This is a genomic window from Methylobacterium sp. 2A, from assembly GCF_009806555.1.
In the GTDB taxonomy this organism is placed as follows: domain Bacteria; phylum Pseudomonadota; class Alphaproteobacteria; order Rhizobiales; family Beijerinckiaceae; genus Methylobacterium.
In genome coordinates, this window is sequence record NZ_VUOK01000058.1 from 111,529 (window position 1) to 136,144 (window position 24,616).

A 24,616-nucleotide genomic window follows, 5' to 3' on the forward strand; every position below is an offset into this window, starting at 1 on the left:
ATTGTCTTCCGTCCCGGCCTGGACCGGTGCCAAGGGCTCAGCGGCCGGTCTGCTTGCGCCACGCGGCGAAGTCGGCGAGGCTCTGCTCGTCGGTGGCCGGGTAGAGGCCGAGGATCGAGCGGCCCTTGCGGACCTCCTCGGTGACGAAATCCTCGTAGGCCGTCATCTCGACGGCCTCGTCGGCGATCTCGTCGGCGAGGTGGGCGGGGATCACCGCGACGCCGTCACCGTCGCCCACGATCACGTCGCCGGGGAAGACCGGAGCATCGCCGCAACCGATCGGCACGTTGATGTCGATCGCCTGATGGATGGTGAGGTTGGTCGGCGCGGACGGCCGCGCGTGGTAGCTCGGCATGTCGAGGGCGGCGATCTCGTCGGCATCGCGGAACCCGCCATCGGTCACGAGGCCGGCGCAGCCGCGCACCATCAGCCGCGTCGCCAGGATCGAGCCCGCGGAGGCGGCGCGCGCATCCTTGCGGCTGTCGATCACGAACACAGCGCCGGGCGGGCATTCCTCCACGGCCTTGCGCTGCGGGTGGGTCCGGTCGCGGAACACGGTGATCGGGTTCAGGTCCTCGCGGGCCGGCATGTAGCGCAGCGTGAAGGCCTCGCCGACCATGGTGGGGCCGCCCTTCTTCAAGGGCAGGACGCCCTGGATCATCTGATTGCGGAAGCCGCGCTTGTACAGGGCGGTCATCAGCGTCGCCGTGCTGACGGTCTTCAGCTTGGCGCGCGTCTCCTGCGACAGCCCCGACATCCGCCCATCCTCCCTGGTCGTCGTGTCGCTCCGCAGCTCGATCCCGCAGGAACCGCCGTGAGCGCCGACTGATATCTTAGGGGTTGAGTAGCATGGGGTTCCTCGGCATTGTCAATGCCTCCGTATGGCGTCAGACAAATCCTGAAATCAACCAAGCGTGTATTGGCCGGAGTAAATCGTGTGTCGGCAGGATCGGGCCTGAGCGGCCTCGCAGTGACGGGTCGGCCGCGCTCCCTCGCGGAGACCGCCTACGACGCCATCGAGCAGATGATCATCAGCCGCCGCCTCGCCCCCGGCGCAATGGTCTCCGAAGGCGAACTGGGCGAGGAGCTGGCGCTCGGCCGCACCCCGGTGCGCGAGGCGCTGGCGCGGCTCAAGACCATCGGCTTCGTCGAGGTCCATCCGCGCCGGGGCGTGCTGGTCACACCGGTCGATATCATCACGCATCTCGAACTGCTCGAAGTCCGGCGCCCGCTGGACGAGACGGTGGCGCGCTGCGTGGTCGCGCGTGGCACGGACCAGGATCTCGCCGCGCTCACGAACGGCGTCGCCGGGCTGCTCGCCGCCGCCGGGGGCGGGGATCGGGAGACCTATTTCCGCAGCAAGCGGGTGCTGCACGAGGCGATGGTCCATGCCGCCCACAACGCGACCCTGACCAGCACGATGGCGGCGCTCCACGCCCAGTCCCGGCGCTTCTGGTACACCTACGAGCCGACCGCGAGCTTCCTCGACTGCGCCCGGATCCATGAGGGGATCGTGGCCGGCGTGCTGGCCCGCGATGCCGACGCGGCGCTCGCCGGCATCGGGACCCTGTTCGACTTTCTCGACCGGATGACACGCAGAGCCCTCGACCGGCGGCCGCTCGTCTGACAGGTTGACGGCAACCCGCGGGCCTCTATCCTCGGCTGAGATATCACCGGCATCTCAGACCGGATCACAGGCCTTTTCGGCCGAGGGCCGCATGGCGGGATCGCCAGGGAGGACGGCTTGAGCGGATTGCCCCCACGCACCGGCGCGCGGATTCTCGTCGATCAGCTGCTCGCGCAGGGAGTCGAGCGGGTCACCTGCGTCCCCGGCGAGAGCTATCTCGCGGTGCTCGATGCGCTGCGCGACAGTGGCATCGACGTCCTCGTCTGCCGCCAGGAGGGTGGAGCCGCCATCATGGCGGAAGCGGCCGGAAAGCTCACCGGACGTCCGGGGATCTGTATGGTCACCCGCGGCCCCGGCGCCACCAACGCCTCGGCGGGAATTCACATCGCCCGCCAGGATTCCACGCCGATGATCCTGTTCGTCGGGCAGATCGCCCGGGGCATGCGCGACCGCGAGGCCTTCCAGGAGATCGATTACCGCCAGATGTTCGGCGGCGTCGCCAAATGGGTGGTGGAGATCGACGACGCAGCCCGCATCCCGGAGATCCTGGCGCGGGCCTTCCGGGTGGCCCTGCAGGGCCGGCCCGGACCGGTCGTGATCGCCCTGCCGGAGGACATGCTGGACGACGTGGCGACGGTGGGCGACGCGCCCCGCGTGGACCCGGCCGAGCCCGCCCCGTCCCAGGCCGATGCGGAGCGCCTGCGGGCGATGCTGGCGGAAGCGCGGCGCCCGGTGGCGCTGCTCGGCGGCTCCCGCTGGAGCGCGGACTCCGTCGCCGCCCTGGCCGCCTGGGCGGAACGCCACGACGTGCCGGTGGCGGTCTCGTTCCGGAGGGCGCAGCTCTTCCCGGCCGACCACCCGAACTTCGCGGGCGAATTGGGGATCGGCCCGAATCCGGCCCTCCTCACCCGGATCAAGGAGTCCGACCTGTTGCTCATGGTGGGCGGGCGCCTCTCCGAGATGCCGGCGCAATCCTACGGCCTGCTCGGCATCCCCGATCCCGGCCTGCCCCTGGTCCATGTCCACCCCGACCCGGCGGAACTCGGCCGGGTCTACCAGCCGACCCTGGCGATCCAGGCGAGCCCGGCCGCCTTCTGCGCGGTCCTGCCGGATTTCGCGCCGACCGGCACCGGCCGGGCCGCCGAGGCCCATGCCGCCTACCGCGCATGGTCCGAGACCCCGGAGCCGAAGCCGGGGGCGTTCCAGTACGGTCAGGCGATCACGTGGCTGCGGGAGCGGCTGCCGCCGGACGCGGTGATCTGCAACGGCGCCGGCAACTTCGCCACCTGGATCCACCGCTATTACCGGTTCCGCGCCTACGGCACGCAGCTCGCGCCGACCTCGGGCTCCATGGGCTACGGCCTGCCGGCCGCCGTGATGGCCAAGCGCAGCCACCCCGATCGGATCGTCGTCGCGCTCGCGGGCGACGGCGACGTGATGATGACGGTGCAGGAATTCGCCACCGCCGTGCAGTACGCCGTGCCCATATTGGTCGTCGTCCTCGACAACGGCATGTACGGCACGATCCGGATGCATCAGGAGCGCGAGTATCCCGGCCGGGTCTCGGCGACGGAACTGCGCAATCCGGATTTCGCGGCCCTCGCCCGGGCCTGCGGCGGCCATGGCGAGTCGGTCGAGCGGACCGAGGATTTCGCGCCCGCCTTCGAGCGCAGCCTCGCCTCAGGCCTGCCGGCGCTGATCCATTGCCGCGTCGACCCCGAAGCGCTCACCCCGACCATGACCCTCGCGGCGATCCGCGAGAAGGCCCTGGCGGCCCAGCGGGGCTGAGCCGCCGCCCCCGCAGCGAGACGAAGAGGACCAGCCGATGGACCAGTCCATGACCCTGCGCGGCGAGAACCTGATCGGCGCCGAGGCCCGGCGGGGCACGGAAGCGGCCTTCCGGGCCGTGGAGGCGGCCACCGGCGAGGCCCTGGAGCCGGATTTCGCGGGCGCCAGCCTTGCGGATCTCGACCGGGCCTGCGCCCTGGCAGAAGCCGCCTCCGACGCCTATCGCGAGACTGATCCGGAGACCCGGGCGGGTTTCCTCGAAGCGATCGCGGCCAACATCCTCGAAATCGGCGACGCGCTCGTGACCCGCTGCATGGCGGAGACCGGGTTGCCGCGTCCGCGGATCGAGGGCGAGCGCGCCCGCACCATGGGGCAGCTGCGCCTGTTCGCCGGCGTGGTGCGCGAGGGCAGCGCCGTCGAGGCCCGGATCGACCCGGCCCTGCCGGACCGCAAGCCCCTGCCGCGCCCGGACCTGCGCCTGCGGCGCATCGCGGTCGGCCCGGTGGCGGTGTTCGGGGCCTCGAACTTTCCGCTGGCCTTCTCGGTGGCGGGCGGCGACACCGCCTCGGCGCTGGCGGCCGGCTGCCCGGTGATCGTCAAGGCGCATCCGGCCCATCCCGGCACCTCGGAGCTGGTCGGACGCGCCGTTCAGAAGGCGGTGGCGTCCTGCGGCCTGCCGGAGGGGGTGTTTTCCCTGCTGTTCGATGCCGGCCAGTCGATCGGGCAGGCTTTGGTCGCCGATCCCCGGATCGCCGCGGTGGGCTTCACCGGCTCGCGTCGGGGCGGCACGGCCCTGATGGCGATCGCCGCCGGGCGCCCGCAGCCGATTCCGGTCTATGCCGAGATGAGCAGCATCAACCCGGTCCTGCTGTTCCCCGGTGCCCTGGCGGAGCGCGGCGCGGCGATCGGAAAGGCCTTCGCGGCCTCGCTGACGCTCGGCGCCGGCCAGTTCTGCACCAATCCGGGCCTGATCCTGGCGCAGCCCGGACCCGGCCTCGACGCCTTCCTGGAAGCGGCCGCTGCGGCCCTGCGGGAAAGCCCGGCCGCCACCATGCTGACCCCGGGCATCCAGCGGGCCTATCGCGAGGGCGTCGCCCGGGTGGCGGCTCACGACGCCGTCACCCTGCTGGCGGAGGGGCCGGAGGGCACGGCGACCCAGGGGCGGGCCGCCCTGTTCGTCACAGATGCCGCGGCCTTCCTGGCCGATCCCGCGTTGCAGGAGGAGATGTTCGGCGCCTCGGCGCTGGTCGTCCGCTGCCCGGACCTCGCGGCGATGCGCGCGGTTCTGGAGCGTCTGGAGGGCCAGCTCACGGCCTCGCTCCACCTCGCCGCTGAGGATCACGCAGACGCGCGCGCCCTGCTGCCGCTCCTCGAACGGCGTGTCGGCCGCATCCTGGTGGACGGGTTCGGCACGGGCGTCGAGGTGGCGCACGCCATGGTGCATGGCGGGCCCTATCCGGCGACCTCGGACGGGCGCACGACCTCGGTCGGCAGCCTCGCGATCGACCGGTTCCTGCGCCCGGTGAGCTATCAGGACGTCCCGGACGCGCTGCTGCCGCTCGCGCTCCAGGCTGCCAATCCGCTGGGCCTGCCCCGCCGGATCGATGGGGTTCCCGAAGGCCGCTGAGGCGTCCGGCGAAACGCTTGCCAGCGGGGACGGCGCCGTCTAGACAGCGACCGCCTGCCTTGGGGCGTCGCCAAGTGGTAAGGCAGCGGTTTTTGGTACCGCCATTCCCAGGTTCGAATCCTGGCGCCCCAGCCAAGCCTCCACGACGTCGTTCATCGGGTCGCGGTTCGATGTCAGCTGCGCCCGCGGAGGCGCCGGTCTCGATCTCCGAAACCGGCGCGGAGATTCCTCCGCAGAACCCGAAGCGCATCTTCGAGCCGTTCGTCACGACCGAGATCGTTGGCCGGGGCAGGGGCCACGTCACGGGCCCTCGGCTTGGTGACGTGTTCGACCTTGCCAGACGATCCGGCGGCGAGCACGGTCGGCGACGGCACGACCGTCACGCTCTACCTTCCGCCGGTCGCCCTGGGCCTCAAGCGCGGCAGCGTCCCGGTCCCAGGTCCGATCCGGGCTCTTGCCGCATTCATCCTTCATAGGCCCGCGCGGTCGGCGGTGGGGATCAGGAAAGTCGCGTTGGTGTCTGGGGCCGGTCTGCATTCCCTTTCCCGCGAGGAGCTCGAGGCGGAGATCCTGCGCCTGCGCACGGCCGAGGCCACCCTGCGCGTCAGTGAGGAGCGCTTCCGCGCGATCCTTGAGACCGTCGATGCGGCCTTCGCCATCGTGCAGGTCAAGTTCGACGCCGACGACAAGCCCGTGGACTACCGGTTCCTCGAGGCCAACCCCGCTTTCGAGCGGGAAGCGGGCGTCAACCTGCGGGGCAAGTGGGTCACCGAGTTCGCCCCGAACCTCGAACGGTTCTGGTTCGAGACCTACGGACGCGTGGCCAAGACCCGCGAGCCGGCGAACTTCGAGAGCTATGCGGAGGCATTCTCGCGCTGGTTCGACGTGCGGGCCGTCCCCGTCGGCGCCCCCCGGGACCGGCAGATCGCCATCATCTTCAACGACGTGACCGCACGGCGAGAGGCCGAGGAGCGCCTGCGCGCCAGCGAGGCCCTCGCGCGCGCCAATGTCGAGCGCGTGCAGCTCGCACTGGCGGCCGGCGCCATCATCGGCACGTGGCACTGGGACTTGCCCACCGACCGATTTACGGTGGACGAGGGCTTCGCCCGCTGCTTCGGCCTGGACCCGGCGCTCGGTCGCGACGGCATCCCGCTCGCCAAGATCGTCGCCACCGTGCACCCCGACGACCAAGCGGACCTCGCCGCCGCCATGAGCGCGGTCATCGCCCGGGGCGGGGCCTACGCGCATCAGTACCGGGTCTGCCGGGCCGATGGTCACTACTACTGGATCGAGGCCAACGGGCGGGTCGACCACGGGCCGGACGGGACGCCGCTCAGTTTCCCGGGTGTCCTGCTCGACGTCGAGGAACGGCGTGCCGTCGAGCAGGAGCGTGACCGGGCCATCACGCAGTTGCGCGCCCTGAACGAGACCCTGGAGCAGCGCGTCGACGAACGGACGGCCGAGCTGATGCGCGCCGAGGAGCAGCTGCGTCAATCCCAGAAGATGGAGGCGGTCGGCCAGCTCACCGGCGGCCTCGCGCACGACTTCAACAACCTGCTGGCGGGCATCTCCGGCAGCCTCGAGATGATGGGCAACCGCATCGAGCAGGGCCGCCTCAAGGATGTCGACCGGTACATGGCCGCCGCGCAGGGGGCGACGAAGCGGGCGGCGGCGCTGACCCATCGGCTGCTGGCGTTCTCGCGGCGGCAGACACTCGCGCCCAAGGGCACGGATGTGAACGCGCTGGTCGAGGGCATGCTCGACCTGATCCGGCGCACGGTCGGGCCCGGCGTACAGGTGGAGACGGTCGGGCCGGCCGACCTCTGGCCAGCGCTGGTCGACCCGTCCCAGTTGGAGAACGCCCTGCTCAACCTCTGCATCAACGCCCGGGACGCGATGCCGGACGGCGGGCGGATCGTCATCGAGACCGCCAACCGCTGGATCGACGGCCAGGCGGCCCGCAGGCAGGACATGCCGGAGGGTGAATACCTCTCGCTCAGCGTGTCCGACACCGGCACCGGCATGCCGCCCGAGGTGGTCGCCAAGGCCTTCGACCCGTTCTTCACCACGAAGCCCCTGGGACAGGGGACGGGCCTCGGCCTGTCGATGATCTACGGGTTCGCCAAGCAGTCCGGCGGCCAGGTGCGCATCCACTCCGGTGTGGGCGAAGGCACGACGGTCGGCATCTACCTGCCGCGCCACCGGGGCGCGACGGAGCACGAGGAGGCACCCCAGGAGGCAGGGCTGCATCCGGTCGCGCAGGCGGGCGAGACCGTGCTGGTCGTGGACGACGAGCCGACCGTGCGCATGCTGGTGACGGACGTGCTGAACGAGCTCGGCTACGCCGCGGTCGAAGCGGCGGACGGGGCGGGCGGCCTCAAGCTCCTGCAATCCGAGGCGCGGATCGACATGCTGGTCACCGATGTCGGCCTGCCCGGGGGCCTGAACGGCCGCCAGATGGCCGACGCCGCACGGGTGAGCCGCCCGGGCCTCAAGGTCCTGTTCATCACCGGCTACGCCGAGAACGCCCTGCTCACGAACGGCCAGCTCGATCCGGGCATGGCGGTGCTGACCAAGCCGTTCGCGGTCGAGGCCCTCGCCGCCCGAATCCGTGAGCTGATCGGGCCCGGGACCGAAGCCCCGTAAGGCGTCCGGTGCGGCCGGGGCATGGTTCTGGTGCGCGATGCCGACTTCGGACCCGAGCGCCGGCTGATCGGGCCGGGCGGCTGCGGCGCCGGAGGCTCGCCCGGCGGATCGCCATCCGGCGGTGCCGGATCGGGCGGCGGATCCCCGATGGGCGGCAACGGGTCGTCGCCCGGACGCGGCGTATCGGATTGCATGTCGTGTCCCCCCGATTCGCTCACCGGGGGGAGCACGGATCAACGCGCGTCGGTCGGGACGGATGCGGTCCCGGGCGGCGCGTTCCGCCCGCCGTCTCGCATGCGCGCCGCCTGAACGAAGAGGTCCGCACGCCTCTCTTCCTGCTGCCGTCCAAGCAGGTTCCGCACAGGTGGTCGCCGATTTTGCGGCGGAAACCTGCGACCGGCCCAGGATCTGAGCGGACGAAGCGTTGGCCTGCCACGGCAAGTCGGCTTAGGGTGCGGCAAGGCGGGGGGCTCGCCGAACACGGTGTTTGGACGAGGTATGACACTGCACGCCAAGCCAGGCGCCGAGCCAGGCGCCGATGTCGGGCAGACCGGTTCAGGGCAGATGGCGGACCTGTTCCGCGTTCACGATTGGGCGTCGACCCCTCTGGGTGCGCGCGGATCATGGCAACCGGTCCTGCGGATCACCATCGACCTCATGCTTGCATCACGGCATCCCATGTGCGTGCTCTGGGGCGCTGAACGCATCTTCCTCTACAACGATGGCTACGCCGAAATCCTGGGGGCGCGGCACCCGAACGCCCTGGGCATGCGAACCGAGGAGGTCTGGCCGGAACTGTGGGGCGAACTGGCCCCGTTGATCGACCGGACCTTCCAGGGGGAGAGCTTCGCCTTTCGCGACCAGCCCTTCACGATGACGCGCAACGGGTTCGCGGAGCAGGTCTGGTACGATTTCGCGTACTCGCCCGTGCGCGACGAGTGCGGCGCGGTCGTCGGCCTGCTCAACGTGACCTCCGACTGCACGGCCCGGGTCACGGCGCAACGGGAGCGCGATGTGGCGATGGAACGACTTCGGGCCGGGGAGGAACGCCTGACCGCCCTCGTCGAGGCCAGCTCCGACAGCCTCTACTCCATGAGCCCCGACTGGCAGGAGATGCGGACCTTCCAGGGCCGCGGCTTCATCGCCGACACCGACGCGCCGAGCGTGCGCTGGATGGATGCCTATCTCTTCCCGGAGGATCAGGACGAGGTCCGCGGCGTGATCGCGGCGGCGGTCGCGCGGACGGAGCCCTTCGAGCTGGAACACCGCGTTCGCCTGGCCGACGGGAGCGCGGGCTGGATCTTCTCCCGCGCCATCCCGGTCAGGGATGCGGAGGGACGTGTCGTGGAATGGTTCGGCATGGCCGCCGACGTGACCGCCCGTCGTCATGCGGTCGAGCAGTTGCGGAAGAGCGAGGCCTTCCTGCGCAACGTGCTCGCCGCCTCCAACGATTGCATCAAGGTGCTCGACCTCGACGCCAAGCTCGTCTTCATGAGCGAGGGTGGCCAACGGGTCATGGAGGTCTCGGACTTCAACGCCATCGACGGCTGCCCCTGGCCGAGCTTCTGGGAGGGCGAGGGCAACCTCGCCGCCAAGGAGGCGATCGCCGCGGCCCGGGCGGGAATCGCCTCGGGCTTCCAGGGCTACGCCAACACGATGAAGGGCAACCGGCGCTACTGGGACGTGCAGGTTTCGCCGATCCCCGGAGCGGGCGGGAAGCCGGAGCGGATCCTGTCGATCTCGCGCGACATCACCGACCTGAAGGCGGCCGAGGAGGCGCGCGCGGTGTTGGCCCAGGAGCTGGCCCACCGCATGAAGAACTCGCTCGCCATGGTGCAGGCGATCGTCACGCAGACGCTCCGCCAGGCGAAGTCCATGGAGGAGGCCCGCACCGCGGTCTCGCAACGCCTGTCCGCGCTCGGTCGGGCTCAGGACATCCTCACGCGCTCGAACTTCACCGAGGCCGACATCCACGACGTCGTCGCGACGGCCATCGCCCCGCATCGCGTGGCGGAGGAGCGCATCGCGTGGTCCGGGCCGCGCCTGATCCTCACCTCGCAGCAGGCGCTCGGTCTCTCGCTCGCCACCCATGAGCTGGCGACCAACGCGGCGAAATACGGGGCGCTCTCGAACGAGACGGGACGCGTCGTGATGTGCTGGCGGGTCGAGCAGGGGGCCTTCGTCTTCGACTGGGTCGAGACCGGCGGCCCGCCCGTGGTCCCGCCCGAGACTCGCGGCTTCGGGTCCAAGCTGATCGAGCGGATCGTGGCCTCCTATTTCGACGGCCAGGGCCGCCTGGACTTCGACCCGCCGGGCATCAGGTTCAGGCTGACGGGCTTGATCGGCGGCACCGTAGGCGAGGCGTGAGGGTTCGGATCGCGCAGGATGGGACAGTCATTTCACCCGGTCACCGTCGCCGTCCTCGTCGTGGAGGACGATGCCCTGCTTCGCGCCGAGGCCGTCGACCTCTGCATCGAGGCGGGCTTCACAACCTACGAGGCGCGGAACGCCGACCAGGCCATCCGCATCCTCGAACGGCACTCCGAAATCCGCGTCCTGTTCACCGACATCGAGATGGAAGGCTCGATGGATGGGCTGAGGCTCGCCCACGCCGTCCGGGAGCGCTGGTCGCCGGTCGCCATCCTGGTCACGTCGGGGCGGCGAACGGTGACGAAGGCGGATCTGCCTGAGAACGGCCTGTTCTTCGCCAAGCCGTATGCGCCGGACGATATCGTCAAGACTCTGAACGGCATCGCCGCGCAGATCACGCGTTAGAGTTGCGCCCGGCCGCGCGGGGCGCCTGACAGATCCTTATGGCCCGCGTGGACGGAGCGGGGGCGCAAGGACAGGCCGTCCGTGCGGTCCGATCGGCAGGCATTCCAGGGGCGTGGCTGACGATCGGACCGCGCTGTACCTGCCGACGCACCGCCGGCTCACGCATTCACAACCCGGATCTGAACGTCATCGGGTTCCGCAGGACTTTCTTCTTGATCGTCCGGAAGCGCCCGACGAGGCTCTCGGTCCGCGGCACGGATTCGTGAGCGCTCCACACGTCGCGCCACAACCCGCTCCTGACGGTCACGTAAAACGTCAAAATGGTTATGGCCACTTCCGCCAGCACGCGACTGATCGCCATCCCCATCGCCCCATGCTCCGGCGTCAGGATGACCGCACAGAGAAGATTGAGCGCGCCGCCCACGATCGCGATGACGGTGACGGAAAGATCCTTCCGCGCCGGCAGAAGCAGCAGCATGCTGAGACAATAGCTGATGGTTCCGAGGGGCAGGGTCAGACTCAGGACGGAAAAGATCTGCCCGGCCTCCGCATAAGCGTGGCCCAAGAAGATCTTCATGATGAACGGGCCCAGGAACAGGATCGCGACGGATGCCAATGATGAGCATGCCGTCAGCACGAACGTCGTACGCTTCAAGAGAACGTAGGCCTGGCCCGGATTGCTCCGCAATTCCCGCGTCATATGGGGAAGCAGAAGGGTCGAGAGCGGGTTCAGCAATTGCAGGCCCGCATTGATCAACTTGTCCGCGGGACCGAAATAACCCACCTGGTCCGGCGTCGAGAGCCAGCCGAGGACCAGACCCGAGGCCGCCGTATAGGCTGCGACGGCACCTGTGAGCACGAAAATGGCGCCTCCGCCCCGCAGCGCATTCCGCGCAGCCGCCCAGGACGAGAGTCTGACCTTGACCTCTCGCAGAAGAATCACGCCCGTTATGAGGAGCGTCAGCGATGAGGCCAGGATATAGAACAGAATGACAAACGGGTAGGAATTCTCGCCGCCGACGAAGGTAACGATCAGCAGCATGTTCAACAATTGCGCGGCCAGCTCGATCTTGACGACGAGCGCCATCCGGCCCCGGGCGCGGAAGTACCAGAGGAGATTGGTACCCTGGAGGATGCCGTAGACGATCGACAAGATCCCGACGACCGGGGCATTCTGCAGCACGGTCGACGTGGATATGACCAGGATGCCGAACGCGATGGCCGGAACCATCAGGATCAGTTTGGCCGTCAAGATCGACGAAACGACGCCATCGAGCTGCGACGCGTCCTGCGTCGCCAGATCCCGGGTGCCCGATACATTGAAGCCGAACTCGACGATTAGGCTGACGAGGGTCGCGAGCGATAGCCCGACCAGAACGATACCGTAATGCTCCGCTCCGAGCTTCCGTGCGAGCAGCGGGATGATGACAATCGGAAAGACGTATCTGAATATATGCGCGAAATATAAAAGCGCCCCATCCGTAAACAATTTATGCTTATGCATTTTCAACCCTCATCCGCACAGCATCTCCACGATCCATATCCCGCGCGCATGCGCGATTTTTGCATGTCTTCGATTGATATTCAATTATAAAAACAGATCAAACCGAAAGCGCCTCCAATCCTCGCCCCTCCTGCCGAGCTTGAGGCTGATCCTGGGGCAAGCTCAGGCGTCGGCAATTTCGCGGACGAACGCGGCCGGTGACGGGCTCATGGACCTGCGGCCCGGACCATCGGTCCGCATCGGCAACCATCCGTCAGGTGCGGAACAGCCGCACATTCAGCATGCGGATCTTACTTTGCACACTCATGGATAGCGCAGCCGTACTGATACGCGCCATCCAATAAAAGACGCGCAGAAGCCTCACGAGCAGCACGGAACGCGGGAAGCTCTTGGTCCTGTAGAGTGCTTTCTGCAGGTTCAATTGGTTGTGGAACCATCGCATCACGCTCCGTTCCTGAATGCTCCCACTGTGACCGCGATACAGGACAAGCTCCTGATCGATGCCGTAGCCGGGACTGATTTCCAGAAAACGTGCGAAGAATTCATAATCTTCGCCCTGCCGCAACTTCGGAGACTCATCGAACAGCTTGATGGCATCGAGCCTTTTTCGTCGCAACATGATCGTCGAGGGATAGATGTTGTCGCCCAACGACATCAAGAACCATGCGAGCGAGATTTTCCTGCGATAGCCGATCGCCGGTTGCTCGATTTTATTGCCGTCCGCGTCGATGACGCCGGCTGCAGTAAAGCAGAAATCGATACCGCGCTGCTCCATGAACGCGACCTGGGTCGCGAGTTTGTCGGGCAACCAGAGATCATCATCGTCGCAGAAAGCAATAAACTCGCCCTTGGCGAGCCGGATGCCGAAATTTCGGACCACGGATGGTCTTCCGGCGAACTGGGACGCCGCATATGTTATGCGCGGATCCTGAAGGGATTGAATATAGGCGCAGACATCTTGTTGATGACCATCCGCAACCACAATCAATTCGAAGTTGTGATAGGTCTGAGCGCGGATCGCATCGACAGTCAACTGCAGGAAGTGAAGCCGCAGTCTGGTGGGTATGATGATCGATACAAGCGGCAGCTGAGAATTATGACTTACATGTGTCATGAAATTCGAGCCGAAAAGCTGTAAAAACGGTCCAGAATTTGCTAATTGGTTTTGCCCCACTCCGCAACCGGCCGCCGAGAATGTCGTCAACAACCACCGGGTGCGGCACTACTTAGAGCGCTCTCCGCCGAAGCAGAACCCGGTTCGGCGCAAGAGAGCGCGCGAAGGCTTGGGACCGTCCTGAAGCCTCAGGCCGTGTTTGACGCCCTTGGAATGGCTCACCGCGCCGGGGCCGGAGGTCCTCCCAGGATGACGATTCCGGAACCCGTCAGCATCATACGCGCCGAGTCCAGGAATCCGGGCGGCAGGGCGATCGACAATCTTTTGGTGATGGCATCCAATGTGACGGGTTGGGGCAATTCGCTCCAATCGATATGGTCGATCCACAGCATGGCCGGGCAGCGTCCACCGTCCGACAGGTCCAGGTGCGCGTGCGATGCCAGGACGTGAACCGGGAAGCCATAACGGGCCGCTTCGATCTGGTAGGCCCAGTCGATGACCTGATCCTGATTGGGAACCACGTAGGTGGCCGGGTACTCCGTCGCAAAGATCTGCGACGACGCACAGTGGGTCTTCTGAGCCAGGATGGCAGAGGCCGCGCCGTCCCAGCCGCGGTCCAAGGCGTGCGAAATCACGACGACGCCGTATATCACCGCTCCGTTAAGCAGCAGCAGACCGAACAGACGTCGCCGTTGCCGGACGACGTTTACGATCAGCGCGGCGACGACGGCGATTGTCGTCAGGGCGATCGCGGACAGGTACCGGGCAACGAACAAGTTTGGATGCTTGATATTCACGGCTAGCAGCAACACGGCCGCACAGGCCAGGCCCGCACTCATGGCGATGATGAACAGGGCATGGCCCGGCCCCGCCCCCGGGGGATCGATCTCAGACCGCAGGTGATCGACGGTTCCCCCCCCATCCCTGCGGCCCTGCAGAAGGTTGGAGACGAGGATTCCGAGCGCGATTAGAACCGCCAGGTTGAAGCCAAAGCTTTTGGCGATCTGGGCGAGCAGAATCTTGACGGCGACCGGGGAGGTCACATGGAACCAGAAGGTTCCGGAAATCTGATCCAGGAAGGCGGTCTGCGTGATGAACCAAGCCATCAGCGGCACGGACGCGACGATGCCGGCCGACAGCAGAAGAAAGAACCAGTTCCTTTGCCGCCGGACGAGCATGCACAGGCCGGAGGTCGCGACGATGCTGGTGGCCACGACGGTGGTCACGTAGTGAATATTGAGAGCCAGCAGGACCAGGAAGAAGAGCGAGGCCGCGAGGAAGCGGTGATCCCGGATACGCGCCGCTCCGTCCAACGTCAGCATCACATAGAGGCAGACGATCAAACTCGTCATGCAGCATATTTGCGTGAAGTAGGATCTGATCTCCGTCATATTGTATGAGAATACGGGAGATGTCGCGATCATAAATACACAGACAATGATAAAATTTCTGGTGTTCGGGTATCGCTTGCACAGGGCCGCTGCGAACAGGAGGCTGGCGAGCAGAGGGATGAAGTTCATAAGTCGACGGCTGAATATCGAATCGCCGGCCCATGTTTGGACGAGCCAGTTCAGACCTGTGAAGAAGGGTGGATGGACATCGATCAACCAGCGCTCTCTGACAGCGTCCGCCAGCGGCACATCGTGCCGCGAGAGCCAGAGCGTCCAGAATTCGTCGAGCCAGGGTCCGCGATGCCAAGCCGCCCAGATTGCAACGGCCGCCATGAGGATGAAGAGAGATCCGTTTGCCGCCGTAAAAAGCCTGATCTTTCGATCCTGAACCCGGTCGATCGGCCACGTCAGCAGGTTCGGTCGTCCGAACCCCTGTGCTGCGATCCTCATCGGCGGCTCCTTCTCAAGAGGCTGCATACCCTCACCTGTTGCGGCGCGTCCCAAGCGAAGACCCACACCTCTTCGAAGCCGGACTCCGGGATCTGAATATGCGGCGCAGACCCGTTGTAGTGGAACACGGCCGCTGGCACGCCCCAATGGAATGGTGCGGATAAGCTGATATATCCAGCAGCCTCTTGCTCGATCTTGGGCTGTTGGTCAATCATATCCGCAGCCGTTACGGATAAAACCCCCGCATTAGAGCAGTGCCCGATCGCGTTGCTATCGAGCGCGGCTCTAAGCCTTTGTTTCAACGCGCTCTCCTGCGCCGAACCGGCATCCCCTTCGGCGCCCGGCGCTCTTGGAGGCGAGAGCCTGTCACGAGATCGCCAGCCGGTCAGGGCATGTCGGCTCCGGCGGACAGCATGCCGGCCCATATCCGGTCTCACCGGCTTTCGACAGCCTCGGACAAGCCCGTCATGCCCCGGGACGGTCGAAACCCCGTGCGGTCCATGAATCGCCCGCCGCGCCCATGCAGGCGACCGCCCATCTGCTAGCTTCCGCCCTCGCCCTCCTGCGCCGTCTCCGTCCCGACCAGACGTCCGATCTCGGGCGTGAACGGGATCTGAAGGCTGTAATGCAGGCCGTCCGGGCCGCAGGCGAGGGTCGCGCGCGCGTCGAGCTCGTAGACCAGCATCTCTTCCAGAAGGGTCATGCCGAAGCCGCGGCGCGCGGGCTCCGCAACGCCCGCTCCGCCCGTCTCGGTCCAGGTCATCGCGAGGATCGGCCCGGACCCGCCCGCCTCGATCTGCCAGCGCACCGCCACCCGGCCCTGCGGCAGGGCCAGGGCGCCGTGTTCGATCCCGTTGCTCGTCAGTTCGTGCAGTGCCAGCGCCAGATTCAAGGCGGGCTTCGGTCGAAGCCGTAGGCGCGGCCCCGCGATCATCGCCTGCTCGCCCTCGCGCACGAGATGAACCATGAGCTCATCCGAGATCAGGGAGTGCAGATCGGCCTCGCCGAGCGCGTCCGTGGTGGATTGGACCCGCAGCAGAGCGCTCAGGCGCCCGTCCAGATGGGTCACGTAGGTCTCGACATCCGCGGCGCTCTCGGCCGACCGGTGCATGATGCTGCGCAGCATCGTCATCGTGTTGCGCAGCCCGTGCCGCAGGCTGTCGGGCATGCCGGCTTCGTCGAGCAGGCGGCGCAGGCGGGCATTGTCGGCGCGCAGGGCGGCGAGCTGATCCGCCAAGTCCCCAGGCTCAGTCATGTCGCGCCTCCGTGGGTCTCGGATATCTGCGCAAGTCCGCGCAGGCGCGTGCGGTTCATACGGGCGTGAAAACGGGCGGCTCGATGCGGTGCCCGGGCAATCTCAGAACAGCTCGATGTCCGGCGTATCCGCCTGTGCGGTCGCTTGGCCGAGGGCCTGCGCGTCGATGGTGCGCTGGATCTGCGTGACGTAGCGCGACCGCGCCGTCTCCAGGATGGCGGCGGGTCGGACCCGCGCCTCGGGCTCGTTCCCGCTCAGGCTCTGCCGCAGCCCGTCGAGGCAATGCTCCAGCATCGCATTCGCCTCGTCGATCGCCTCGATCTGCTGGCGAACCACGTCCTGAAACTGAATCTGCCCGAAAACCGACAGCACCTCGTTGCCGACCGCGCCGGTCAGGGACGCGACCTCGGTCAGGTCGGTCCGGACCATCCCGAGCAGCACCTGCGTCGTCGTCTGGGCGATGGTGTCGAGTTCCGTCATCAGGGCCTGGAGGCGATGCTGCTCGCCACGCGTCCCCTCGGCGTCATGCTCGACGGTGAGCACTTGGCCGATCGTCTGCTGCACGTTCGAGACCTGGACCCGGGCTTCCGCCATGGCGGTCTGCGACGCCTGGGCGAGGTCCTGGAGTTCCCGGGCGATGACCTTGAACCCGGCCCCGTGGATGCCGGCGCGGCTGGCCTCGATATTGGCGTTCAGAGCGAGCATCCGGGTCGAGGCGCCGACCTTCTCCAGGGAGACGATCAGGGTATCGAGGCCGCGCATCTGCGCCGCCGCGGCATCGACCGCGCTGCGCTCCGCCTGGGTCTCCCGGAGGCGTCCGTCGAGATAGGTTCCGAGGGACCGTGCCAGGGCGTGCAGGGCGGCGTCGCTCTGCTCCGCGACGCCGACGATCCGCTCCCGCGTGTCGTTGATGCAGCCGGCGCTTCGGATCTGCGCCGCGTTGAGGGCGTTCAGGGACGCCATGATGGCGTCGGCCGCACCTTCGGTCTGCCCGACGATGCTGCGCAACTGCTCGCGCGTGACGGAGAAGAAGGGGGCGAGGTCGGCCAGATCCTGCGCCGCGACGCGCGCCACCTCGGCCGGCGGGCTTGCGGAAGCCGGCGGCGCTGTCCGGGGCGCGACATCGGCAGCGGCATCGGCAGCCATGGGCCGGGCCAGGGCCGCCCCCATGGCCGGGACCGGACGGTCGGGACGGTGCATCGCGCGCGCCACCAATCCGCCGCAGACGGCCGACGCCGCCGCGATCACGAGATGAGCCGGCTGCGCCGCGCCGAGGATGAGCGGTAGAACCCCGACGATACAGCCGGCGCTGCCGCTGATCAGAAGCGTCTTCATCTCGATTTTCGGAATGGCTGGGGCCGCGGTTTGCATCAAGGGGGGTCAAGCGCTCCAGCGTGGTCGGCGATCTGTTACGGGTTGAGGGCCGAAGCCCGCGTACGGATTTCGGCAGGGGTCGCCGCAGGGATCAGGCGGCGATGGCCTGGAGCGACGGGGCCACCTGCTTCACCACCTGCAGAAGCTTGTCGGCCTGAACCGGCTTCACCAGCCAACCGGTGGCACCCGCCTTGCGCGCCTCGTCCCGCTTTTCCTGCTGGGACTCGGTCGTCAGGACGAGCATCGGCGTGAAACGGGTCTGCGTGAGCTTGCGCAGTTCCTGGATCAGCTGAACCCCGTGCATGCCGGGCATGTGATAGTCCGTGATGACCAAAGCCGGGTTGAGCCCGGCCCGTATCTGCGCAAGAGCATCTTCTGCATTGGCGGCTTTCACCGTCCTATATCCCGCACCTCCGAGAATTCCCGACATGCTCGCCAAAATCGTTGGCGAGTCATCGACAAGTAATACTTTGTGCATCGACCTACCTTTCACTAAGACGACGCACTTTACATTCGTTACAAGTTTGCCAGCAATGGGTCTTTTCAGATCGCAAAGACTTTTTCCATGACGTGACTGCATAGCGCCTCGAAATCCTGAACAGCACGTGACCGCGCCTTAAAGTATTTGAGGGGCATTTCGCGGCCGAAGGCCTCCGCGAGTGCAATGTCCGAGCGAATACCGGGCAGCAGGCGGTCGCGCCCGAACCGGGCCTCGAGCCGATGCAGCGCCTCGCGCTGCATCGTGATCCGCAGATCGACCTGGACCGGCATGATCGAGAGGCCGCGCAGCTCCGGGTTGAGGCTCGTGGCGACGTGGAAATACGAGCGGGCGAACTGCCCGACGCCATCGACCGCGAGGTGATGGAGCTGGGTGGGGACGAGGACGTGGTGGGCGCTCGCCAAGGCATTGATCAGCAGGGCGTCGGCGGTCGGCGCGGTGTCGATCAGGGTAATCGCGTAGGAGGCCGCCAGGGGCTTCAGCGCCGTCGCGAGCCCGAGCGGCGCGACCGCACCGTCCGGACCCGAGAAGCCGCGGTCGGCCGGCAGGATGTCGATCCGGGGCACGTTCGTGCCGCGGATGGCGCGGCCGAGATCCGTCACCCCGGCGCCGCGATAGAGATCGTGCACCGTCGGCTCGCCCGGCGCCCCCCGCACCCCGAAGCCCAGGCCGGTATGACCCTGCGTGTCGAGGTCGACGAGCAGCACCCGCTGGCCGCGATCCGCGAGGGCGGCGGCGAGGTTCACCACCGTGGTGGTCTTGGCGGTGCCGCCCTTCCGGTTGGCGACGGCGAGGATCCGCGCGCTCATCCGGCCTCCGCAATCGGAAGTCCGGCGAGGCAGGCGGCCGGCACCAAACCGTCCGGGCGGCCGCGCAGGGCAGGGGCGGCCACCATCAGCACCTGCAGCACGGCGGTGTGGAGCCACGCGGCGCCGGTGAGATCGACCGTGGCGTCCGGGGCCGCCCGCAGGGCGTCGAGCAGGGGCTCGGCCTCCTCGACCGGGCAGTGCCCCGTGAGCCGGATGGTCGCGCCGTCTTGTTCGAGGGCCATCAGATCAGATCCGGAAGGTTGAGGACCAGGAGCACACGGCCGTCGCCGAGCAGCGCCGTGCCGGAGAAGCCCACGAGGCCGGCGAGCAGCCCGTCGAGGGGCCGCACGATGACCTCCATGCGCTCGCGGAACCCGTCGACCACGATGCCGACCCGCTCGCGCCCGATCCGGGCGACCATCACGGCCTCCTCCTCGGGCGGCTCGCCCGGAGCGGCCCCCAGCCCGAGGCTGTCGGCGAGGCGTACCAGCGGGATCACCGCGTCGCGCAGCACGAAGGTCTCGCGCTGCTTGATCCGGTGGATCTGGCCCCTCGGCACCCTCACGGTCTCGGCGACCGTATCCATGGCGACGCCGTATTGCTGGCCCCGGGCTTCCACGGTGACGATGCGGGTCACCGCCATGGTCAGCGGGAGCTGCACGGTCACGCAGCTGCCCTGGCCGAGCCGGCTCGCGAGCCAGACGTCGCCGCCGGCCTTGCGCACGGCGTTGCGCACCACATCCATGCCGACGCCCCGGCCCGAGAGGTCCGAGACCTGCTCCTTGGTCGAGAAGCCGGGCGCGAAGACGAGGTTGACGAATTCCTCAGGTGCCATCTGGGCCGCCTGCTCCGGGGTGATCAGGCCGACGCGCAGGGCCTTGTCCCGCACCACCTCCGGATCGATGCCCTTCCCGTCGTCGGCCACCTCGATGATGACGTTGTCGTTTTCCTGGCGGGCCGAGAGGCGCAAGGTCCCCCGGGCCGGCTTGCCGGCGGCCACGCGTTCAGCCGGCGTCTCGATCCCGTGGTCGAGGGCGTTGCGGACCATGTGGATCAGCGGGTCGGCGAGGCTCTCCAGCACGTTCTTGTCGGCCTCGGTGTCCTCGCCCTGGATCACCAGCTCGACCTCCTTGCCGAGCTTGCGCGTGGTGTCGCGCACCAGCCGGGGGAAGCGCTGAAAAACCTGGCTCACCGGCATCATGCGGATCGCCATGACGCCGACCTGCAGGCTCTGGGCGATCCGGTCGATGACCGCGTACTGCTCCTTGATCTCCCGGCCGAGCTGGCGCGAGCCGCTGACCTGCTCGACCCGGCCGGCGAGGTAGGCGAGGCCGTTCTTGGCGACCACCAGCTCGGCCGCGAAATTCATCAGGGTGTCGACCTTGGCCTGATCGACCCGCAGCATCCGCGCCGGGCCCGCGCCCGCGCCACTCTCCGAAGCCTCCGCGGCCGGGGCGGACGGCAGCGGAGCCGCGGGCGCGGCCGGCTTCTGGGCAGCCTTCGGGACCGGCGCCGTTGCGGCGGCCGGGGCAGGGTTTTCCGCCTGCCGGAGCGCGGCGACGAGCGCGGCCGCGTCGCCGGACCGGGCCAGGGCGGCGTTCAGCGCCTCCGCTCGGGTCGGGGCGAGGTACCGGAGGCAGCGCCGCACCACCGTCCGCACGGATTCGAGCCGGCCCGCGCTCTGCGCCGCCTCGACCGGCACGGCCAGCATTTCGGCCTGGGCCGCCAGGATCGCCTCCGCGCGCTGACGCAGGGGCGCTTCCGCGCCGGTGGAGACCGGAGCCGCAACCGGGGCAGCGGCGGCCGTCACGGGGGGGACCGTCGGCGCCGCGCCGGGGGGCGCGCCATCGATGGCGCAGACGAGACGGAGCAGCGCGTCGGCGGCGGCCGTCGCGGCCAAAGCCGCGATCCAGCGCAGGGCGGCGGCCTGCCGGGTCGCCGGGCCGATGATCCCCAGCAGCGCCGAAGCGGCGGCCTTGAGCTCGGCCCGCGCCCCCGCCGCCACCAGCGCCCGGGCCCGGGTGCCGAAATCGCCGAACACCTCGGCCGCGTCCTCCGGTCCCTCCAGAACGATCAGATCCCCGGGGGTGATCGGGCTCAGCTGCACCTGATCGCTGACGTAGCGCAGGTGTTCGGTCACCGCCTCGACAGGGGCGGCGCAGAGAACCTCGAAGCGCAGCCAGCTCAGCACCGGGTCGCAGGTTTCGAGCGGAGGCACACTCGCCTGGGGCAGCACGCGCAGGCCGAGGAGCCCGGGCGCCTGCGCCACGAGATGCGCCGGGTCGTCGCCGCGGAAGAAGCAGCTCTCGTCGGGCTCGTAGCTCCAGGCCACGAGGGGCGGCCCCGCCGCGTAGGCGGCCTGACGCTCGGCCTCGGGCAGGGCGCCGAGCCAATCCGGCGCCGGCTGGCTCTCCGCCGTGCTCGCTGCAGCCGCCGGGCCGCCGGCCTGAAGCCAGCCGCGCAGGGCCGCGACCCGGCCCGCCATCGCGTCCTCGGCGTCGCCGGGCAGGACCTCGCGGGTCTCCAGCACGTCGATCCAGTGGCCGACGAGATCCAGGCTGTCGAGGAGCCCGTCCACGATCTCGGGCTCCAGGGCGAGCTTGCCGTCCCGGACCTCCACCAGCAGATCCTCGGCCGCGTGCACCAGATGGGTCAGCGGCGCGATGTCGAACAGGCCGGACGTACCCTTGAGGGTATGGACCGCCCGGAAGATCTCGTCGAGCGCCTCGGCGCTCTGGGACTTCTCCAGGGCCAGCATGCCGCTTCCGGCGCGCTCGAGCAGTTCGCGCGCCTCCGGGATGAACTGGGCGAGCAGGGCGTTGGTCACGGCGCGACTCCAGCCATCACGGTGGCGACCTCGGTCAGCACCTCCGGGCGAACGGGCTTGACGAGGTAGAGATTGGCGCCCGCCGCGTAGGCGCGCTCGCGGTCCTGCGCGGCGCTCTCCGTGGAGATCATCACGGCCGGCACGGCCTGCAGCTCGGGCATGGTCCGGCCCTGCCGCAGGAAGGTGTAGCCGTCCATTTTGGGCATGTTCACGTCGACGAGAATGAGGTCGAAGCTCTCGGCCACGGCCTTCTCCAGTCCCTCGAACCCGTTCACGGCCTCCTCGACCGCGAAGCCGGCCTCCTCCAGCACGTCGCGGTAGTACATCCGCACGGTGGTGGCATCGTCGACCACGAGGATACGGGCCATCCTAGGCCTCCGCGCTCAGGGGTTTCTGGTAGACGATCGCCTCGGCGAACTTGCGCAGATCGAACAGCGAGGAGATCCGGCTCATCGATTCCGAGTGCCCGAGGCAGACGAAGCCGCCGGGTCTCAGGGCCTCGTAGATCGTCTGGGCGGCGTCCCGGCGGGAGGCGTCGTCGAAGTAGATCAGCAGGTTGCGGCAGAACACGACGTCGAAGTCGCGGAACTGCCGGGTCGAGAGCGGGTCGGAGAGGTTGACCCGCGCGAAGGCGATCGACTCGCGGATGTCGGGGATGACCTCGTAGGCGCCGCGCACCCGCCGCGTGTAGCGCTCGAGCGTCGCCTTGGGCACGTGCTGGACCGCGCGGTCGCCGTAGAGCCCGCGCTTGGCCTGTTCGAGCACCGTGGTGTCGATGTCGGTAGCGACGATCTCGATGTCGTAGCGGTCGACCTCCGCCCAGGTGTCGAGGAGCTGGAAGGCGATCGAGTAGGGCTCCTCGCCGGTGGAGCAGGGCACGGACCAGATCCGCACCGGCTCGCCGGGCCGCTTGCGGCGGGTGACCTCGGGCAGGATCGACTGCACGAGGCAGCGGAACTGGTACTCCTCCCGGTAGAAATACGTCTCGTTGACGGTCATCAGGTTGACGAGCGTCTGGAACTCCTCGCCGCTCGCCTGGAACCGGATCGTGTTGAAGTAGTCGCGGAACTGGATCTGGCCGGTGGCCTGCATCCGCTCCTGCAGGCGCTTGTCGACGAAGTAGCGCTTGTTGTCGGCGAACATGATGCCGGTCTTGCGATAGAAGAAGTCGCGGAAGCGCACGAAGTCGCTGTCGGCGATGACCGGCGTCGGCGGGTTGAAGGGTGCGGTCATCCGGGCCGCCGATCAGGCGATGCGGCGGCTCGCGGCGCGGGCCGCGTAGGTCAGGAACGGCGCGTCGGGGAAGCGCGCCGCCGCGGCCTCGATCTCCGGGATCATGTCGGGGGTACCGATCTCGGCGAGGACGTCGATGGCCGCTGCGACGACGTTCACATGGTCATCCTCGGCCAGGGCCCGGCGGGCGTAGTCCGCGGCCGTCGGGTGGCGCAGCGAGACCAGGATGTTGACCGCGAAGATGCGCCGGTCGCTGTCGGGGTCGGAGAGCGCCCGGTCGAGGGCGCCGATCACCGCCGCATCCATCTCCGACAGGGTCTCGATGGCGGCGTTGCGCAGCCAGACATCTTCGGAGCCGAGGAGATCGAACAGGCGTTCGGCCGCCGCCTCGGTGCCGATGCGGCCGAGCGCGAGGAGGATCGCCTCGCGGACGCTCTTGTCCGCCTCCCGGTCGAGCCGGTCGGCCAGCGGGTCGACCGCGCCGGGATCGCCCGCCAACAGGTGGGCCGCCTCCCGGCGCTCGGCGGCCGTCGCGCCCTCCAGGGCCGCGCGCGGATCCCCGGCGGCCGGGGCCGGTGCGGGAGCGGCGGGATGCTTGCGGACGAGGGCCATGGCGATCTCGGCGACGATCTCAGGACAGCCAGCCGACGAGCTGGCCGGGGATGGAGCGGGCCGGCAGCGTCAGGGTCGCGCCGCCGAGCCGGATCAGTTCGGCCGGCATGCCGAAGACGACGGCGCTGGATTCCGCCTCCGCGATGGTGCGTCCGCCCGCTTCCTTGAGCGCCGCCATGGCGGCGGCCCCGTCATCGCCCATGCCGGTGAGCTCGATGCCGATCAGGGCCTCGGCGGGCATGTGGTCCCGGGCGCTGCGCACGAGGCGGTCGACGCTCGGATGCCAGCGCAGGGACGGGTCGCTCGGCACCGAATTGACCGCGAGCCGGCCGAGCTTGCGCTCGATCACCACGTCGGTGTCGCCCCGGCCGATATAGACGTGCCCCGTCGCCAGCGGCATCGGGCCGGCGACCTCGACGATCTTCAGCTCGCAGATCCGGTCGAGGCGCTGCGCGAAGGGGCCGGTGAACGGGCCGGGCATGTGCTGGGCGATCACCACCGGCCAGGGTAGGGTGCCGGGCAGCTCCGGCAGGATCTCCTCCAGGGTGCGCGGCCCCCCGGTCGAGACCCCGATCAGGACGCAGCCCTCGACCCGGGTCGCCGGCTTGGGGGCCTTCCGGCTCACGATCTCGCTGTGCCCGCGCCGGACCCGGTTGACCAGGCCGCGGGCGCGCCGCGGCTTGGCTCCGACCGCGGCGCGGACCTTCTGGACCATCTCGTCGCGGGCCTCGGCGATGTTGAGCGAGACCGTGCCGCCGGGCTTCTCCACGTAGTCCACGGCCCCGAGCTGCATCGCCTCGAGGGTCACGGCCGCGCTCTCGCTGGTCAGCGAGGAGATCATCACCACGGGGCGCGGGTTCACGGTCATGATCTCGCCCAGGCAGGTGAGCCCGTCCATCTCCGGCATGTTGATGTCGAGGGTGATCACGTCGGGCTCGAAGCGGCCGAGTTGATCGAGGGCGTCGCGCCCGTTGCGGGCGGTCTGGACCTCGAACTGGCCGGTCTCCTCGAAGATCAGGCGCAGGTGTTTGCGCATCAGGGCAGAGTCGTCGACGATCAGGAGCTTGGGCATCGGGATGCGAAAG

Annotated in this window: 20 protein-coding genes and 1 tRNA gene; 7 read left to right on the forward strand and 14 right to left on the reverse strand. The window is 68.3% G+C overall.

What is annotated here, in order from left to right:
• Nucleotides 1-37: 37 nt before the first annotated feature.
• Nucleotides 38-757 (reverse strand): ribonuclease activity regulator RraA, encoded by a 720-nt coding sequence (locus tag FVE89_RS25475; protein WP_161392945.1) that lies wholly within the window; start codon nt 755-757, stop codon nt 38-40.
• A 180-nt stretch (nt 758-937) separates the two neighbouring features.
• Between FVE89_RS25475 and FVE89_RS25480 the strand changes: the two genes are divergently transcribed.
• From FVE89_RS25480 to FVE89_RS25510, 7 genes are all read left to right on the forward strand, one after another.
• Nucleotides 938-1,627: a GntR family transcriptional regulator gene (locus tag FVE89_RS25480; RefSeq protein ID WP_342389589.1), complete on the forward strand. Its 690-nt coding sequence runs from the start codon at nt 938-940 to the stop codon at nt 1,625-1,627.
• Between the two features lie 117 nt (nt 1,628-1,744).
• Complete coding sequence (locus FVE89_RS25485; RefSeq protein ID WP_161392947.1) at nt 1,745-3,415, forward strand: thiamine pyrophosphate-binding protein; 1,671 nt, start codon at nt 1,745-1,747, stop codon at nt 3,413-3,415.
• A 49-nt stretch (nt 3,416-3,464) separates the two neighbouring features.
• Nucleotides 3,465-5,042 carry an aldehyde dehydrogenase (NADP(+)) gene (locus FVE89_RS25490; protein ID WP_161393104.1) on the forward strand — a complete coding sequence of 526 codons (1,578 nt, stop codon included), beginning with the start codon at nt 3,465-3,467 and terminating at the stop codon, nt 5,040-5,042.
• A 60-nt stretch (nt 5,043-5,102) separates the two neighbouring features.
• A tRNA-Gln gene (locus FVE89_RS25495) sits at nt 5,103-5,177 on the forward strand.
• Between the two features lie 381 nt (nt 5,178-5,558).
• Nucleotides 5,559-7,688, forward strand: a complete 2,130-nt coding sequence (locus FVE89_RS25500) for an ATP-binding protein (RefSeq protein WP_161392948.1) — start codon at nt 5,559-5,561, stop codon at nt 7,686-7,688.
• A gap of 657 nt (nt 7,689-8,345) precedes the next feature.
• Complete coding sequence (locus FVE89_RS25505; protein WP_210254072.1) at nt 8,346-10,055, forward strand: PAS domain-containing protein; 1,710 nt, start codon at nt 8,346-8,348, stop codon at nt 10,053-10,055.
• Nucleotides 10,056-10,073: 18 nt separating this feature from the next.
• Nucleotides 10,074-10,463: a response regulator gene (locus FVE89_RS25510; RefSeq protein ID WP_161392950.1), complete on the forward strand. Its 390-nt coding sequence runs from the start codon at nt 10,074-10,076 to the stop codon at nt 10,461-10,463.
• Nucleotides 10,464-10,629: 166 nt separating this feature from the next.
• On the opposite strand, the gene FVE89_RS25515 is transcribed toward FVE89_RS25510, so the two are convergent.
• The 13 genes from FVE89_RS25515 to cheB form a co-directional block, all read right to left on the reverse strand.
• Nucleotides 10,630-11,967, reverse strand: coding sequence for an oligosaccharide flippase family protein (locus tag FVE89_RS25515; RefSeq protein WP_161392951.1), 1,338 nt, complete (start codon nt 11,965-11,967; stop codon nt 10,630-10,632).
• 253 nt (nt 11,968-12,220) lie between these two features.
• Complete coding sequence (locus tag FVE89_RS25520) at nt 12,221-13,171, reverse strand: glycosyltransferase family A protein (RefSeq protein WP_161392952.1); 951 nt, start codon at nt 13,169-13,171, stop codon at nt 12,221-12,223.
• Nucleotides 13,172-13,299: 128 nt separating this feature from the next.
• Entirely contained in the window at nt 13,300-14,922 is a 1,623-nt protein-coding gene (locus tag FVE89_RS25525) for a hypothetical protein (protein WP_161392953.1), read from the reverse strand.
• A gap of 541 nt (nt 14,923-15,463) precedes the next feature.
• Entirely contained in the window at nt 15,464-16,177 is a 714-nt protein-coding gene (locus FVE89_RS25530; protein WP_161392954.1) for an HWE histidine kinase domain-containing protein, read from the reverse strand.
• A 102-nt stretch (nt 16,178-16,279) separates the two neighbouring features.
• Nucleotides 16,280-17,512, reverse strand: a complete 1,233-nt coding sequence (locus FVE89_RS25535) for a methyl-accepting chemotaxis protein (protein ID WP_161392955.1) — start codon at nt 17,510-17,512, stop codon at nt 16,280-16,282.
• Between the two features lie 130 nt (nt 17,513-17,642).
• Complete coding sequence (locus tag FVE89_RS25540) at nt 17,643-18,029, reverse strand: response regulator (protein ID WP_161392956.1); 387 nt, start codon at nt 18,027-18,029, stop codon at nt 17,643-17,645.
• A 65-nt stretch (nt 18,030-18,094) separates the two neighbouring features.
• Nucleotides 18,095-18,859: a ParA family protein gene (locus tag FVE89_RS25545; RefSeq protein WP_161392957.1), complete on the reverse strand. Its 765-nt coding sequence runs from the start codon at nt 18,857-18,859 to the stop codon at nt 18,095-18,097.
• The gene (locus tag FVE89_RS25550; protein ID WP_161392958.1) at nt 18,856-19,101 is read right to left on the reverse strand and encodes a hypothetical protein; all 246 of its coding nucleotides are present in this window, start codon (nt 19,099-19,101) and stop codon (nt 18,856-18,858) included. Before FVE89_RS25550 ends, FVE89_RS25545 begins: the two co-directional genes overlap by 4 nt.
• Entirely contained in the window at nt 19,101-21,686 is a 2,586-nt protein-coding gene (locus FVE89_RS25555) for a chemotaxis protein CheA (protein ID WP_161392959.1), read from the reverse strand. Before FVE89_RS25555 ends, FVE89_RS25550 begins: the two co-directional genes overlap by 1 nt.
• Complete coding sequence (locus FVE89_RS25560) at nt 21,683-22,054, reverse strand: response regulator (RefSeq protein WP_161392960.1); 372 nt, start codon at nt 22,052-22,054, stop codon at nt 21,683-21,685. Before FVE89_RS25560 ends, FVE89_RS25555 begins: the two co-directional genes overlap by 4 nt.
• A 1-nt stretch (nt 22,055) precedes the next feature.
• A complete protein-coding gene (locus FVE89_RS25565; protein ID WP_161392961.1) occupies nt 22,056-22,919 on the reverse strand; it encodes a CheR family methyltransferase in 864 nt (287 codons plus the stop codon).
• A 12-nt stretch (nt 22,920-22,931) separates the two neighbouring features.
• Complete coding sequence (locus FVE89_RS25570) at nt 22,932-23,531, reverse strand: HEAT repeat domain-containing protein (protein ID WP_161392962.1); 600 nt, start codon at nt 23,529-23,531, stop codon at nt 22,932-22,934.
• 19 nt (nt 23,532-23,550) lie between these two features.
• Nucleotides 23,551-24,603: a chemotaxis-specific protein-glutamate methyltransferase CheB gene (gene cheB, locus FVE89_RS25575; RefSeq protein ID WP_161392963.1), complete on the reverse strand. Its 1,053-nt coding sequence runs from the start codon at nt 24,601-24,603 to the stop codon at nt 23,551-23,553.
• Nucleotides 24,604-24,616: the final 13 nt, after the last annotated feature.

What these genes read in the sequence shown, in the direction of transcription:
- FVE89_RS25475 (WP_161392945.1), bottom strand. Translation starts at nt 757, where the DNA reads ATGTCGGGGCTGTCGCAGGAGACGCGCGCCAAGCTGAAGACCGTCAGC.
- FVE89_RS25490 (WP_161393104.1), top strand. Translation starts at nt 3,465, where the DNA reads ATGACCCTGCGCGGCGAGAACCTGATCGGCGCCGAGGCCCGGCGGGGC.
- FVE89_RS25505 (WP_210254072.1), top strand. Translation starts at nt 8,346, where the DNA reads ATGCTTGCATCACGGCATCCCATGTGCGTGCTCTGGGGCGCTGAACGC.
- FVE89_RS25510 (WP_161392950.1), top strand. Translation starts at nt 10,074, where the DNA reads ATGGGACAGTCATTTCACCCGGTCACCGTCGCCGTCCTCGTCGTGGAG.
- FVE89_RS25515 (WP_161392951.1), bottom strand. Translation starts at nt 11,967, where the DNA reads ATGCATAAGCATAAATTGTTTACGGATGGGGCGCTTTTATATTTCGCG.
- FVE89_RS25525 (WP_161392953.1), bottom strand. Translation starts at nt 14,922, where the DNA reads ATGAGGATCGCAGCACAGGGGTTCGGACGACCGAACCTGCTGACGTGG.
- FVE89_RS25530 (WP_161392954.1), bottom strand. Translation starts at nt 16,177, where the DNA reads ATGACTGAGCCTGGGGACTTGGCGGATCAGCTCGCCGCCCTGCGCGCC.
- FVE89_RS25535 (WP_161392955.1), bottom strand. Translation starts at nt 17,512, where the DNA reads ATGAAGACGCTTCTGATCAGCGGCAGCGCCGGCTGTATCGTCGGGGTT.
- FVE89_RS25540 (WP_161392956.1), bottom strand. Translation starts at nt 18,029, where the DNA reads ATGCACAAAGTATTACTTGTCGATGACTCGCCAACGATTTTGGCGAGC.
- FVE89_RS25545 (WP_161392957.1), bottom strand. Translation starts at nt 18,859, where the DNA reads ATGAGCGCGCGGATCCTCGCCGTCGCCAACCGGAAGGGCGGCACCGCC.
- FVE89_RS25550 (WP_161392958.1), bottom strand. Translation starts at nt 19,101, where the DNA reads ATGGCCCTCGAACAAGACGGCGCGACCATCCGGCTCACGGGGCACTGC.
- FVE89_RS25560 (WP_161392960.1), bottom strand. Translation starts at nt 22,054, where the DNA reads ATGGCCCGTATCCTCGTGGTCGACGATGCCACCACCGTGCGGATGTAC.
- FVE89_RS25565 (WP_161392961.1), bottom strand. Translation starts at nt 22,919, where the DNA reads ATGACCGCACCCTTCAACCCGCCGACGCCGGTCATCGCCGACAGCGAC.
- FVE89_RS25570 (WP_161392962.1), bottom strand. Translation starts at nt 23,531, where the DNA reads ATGGCCCTCGTCCGCAAGCATCCCGCCGCTCCCGCACCGGCCCCGGCC.
- cheB (WP_161392963.1), bottom strand. Translation starts at nt 24,603, where the DNA reads ATGCCCAAGCTCCTGATCGTCGACGACTCTGCCCTGATGCGCAAACAC.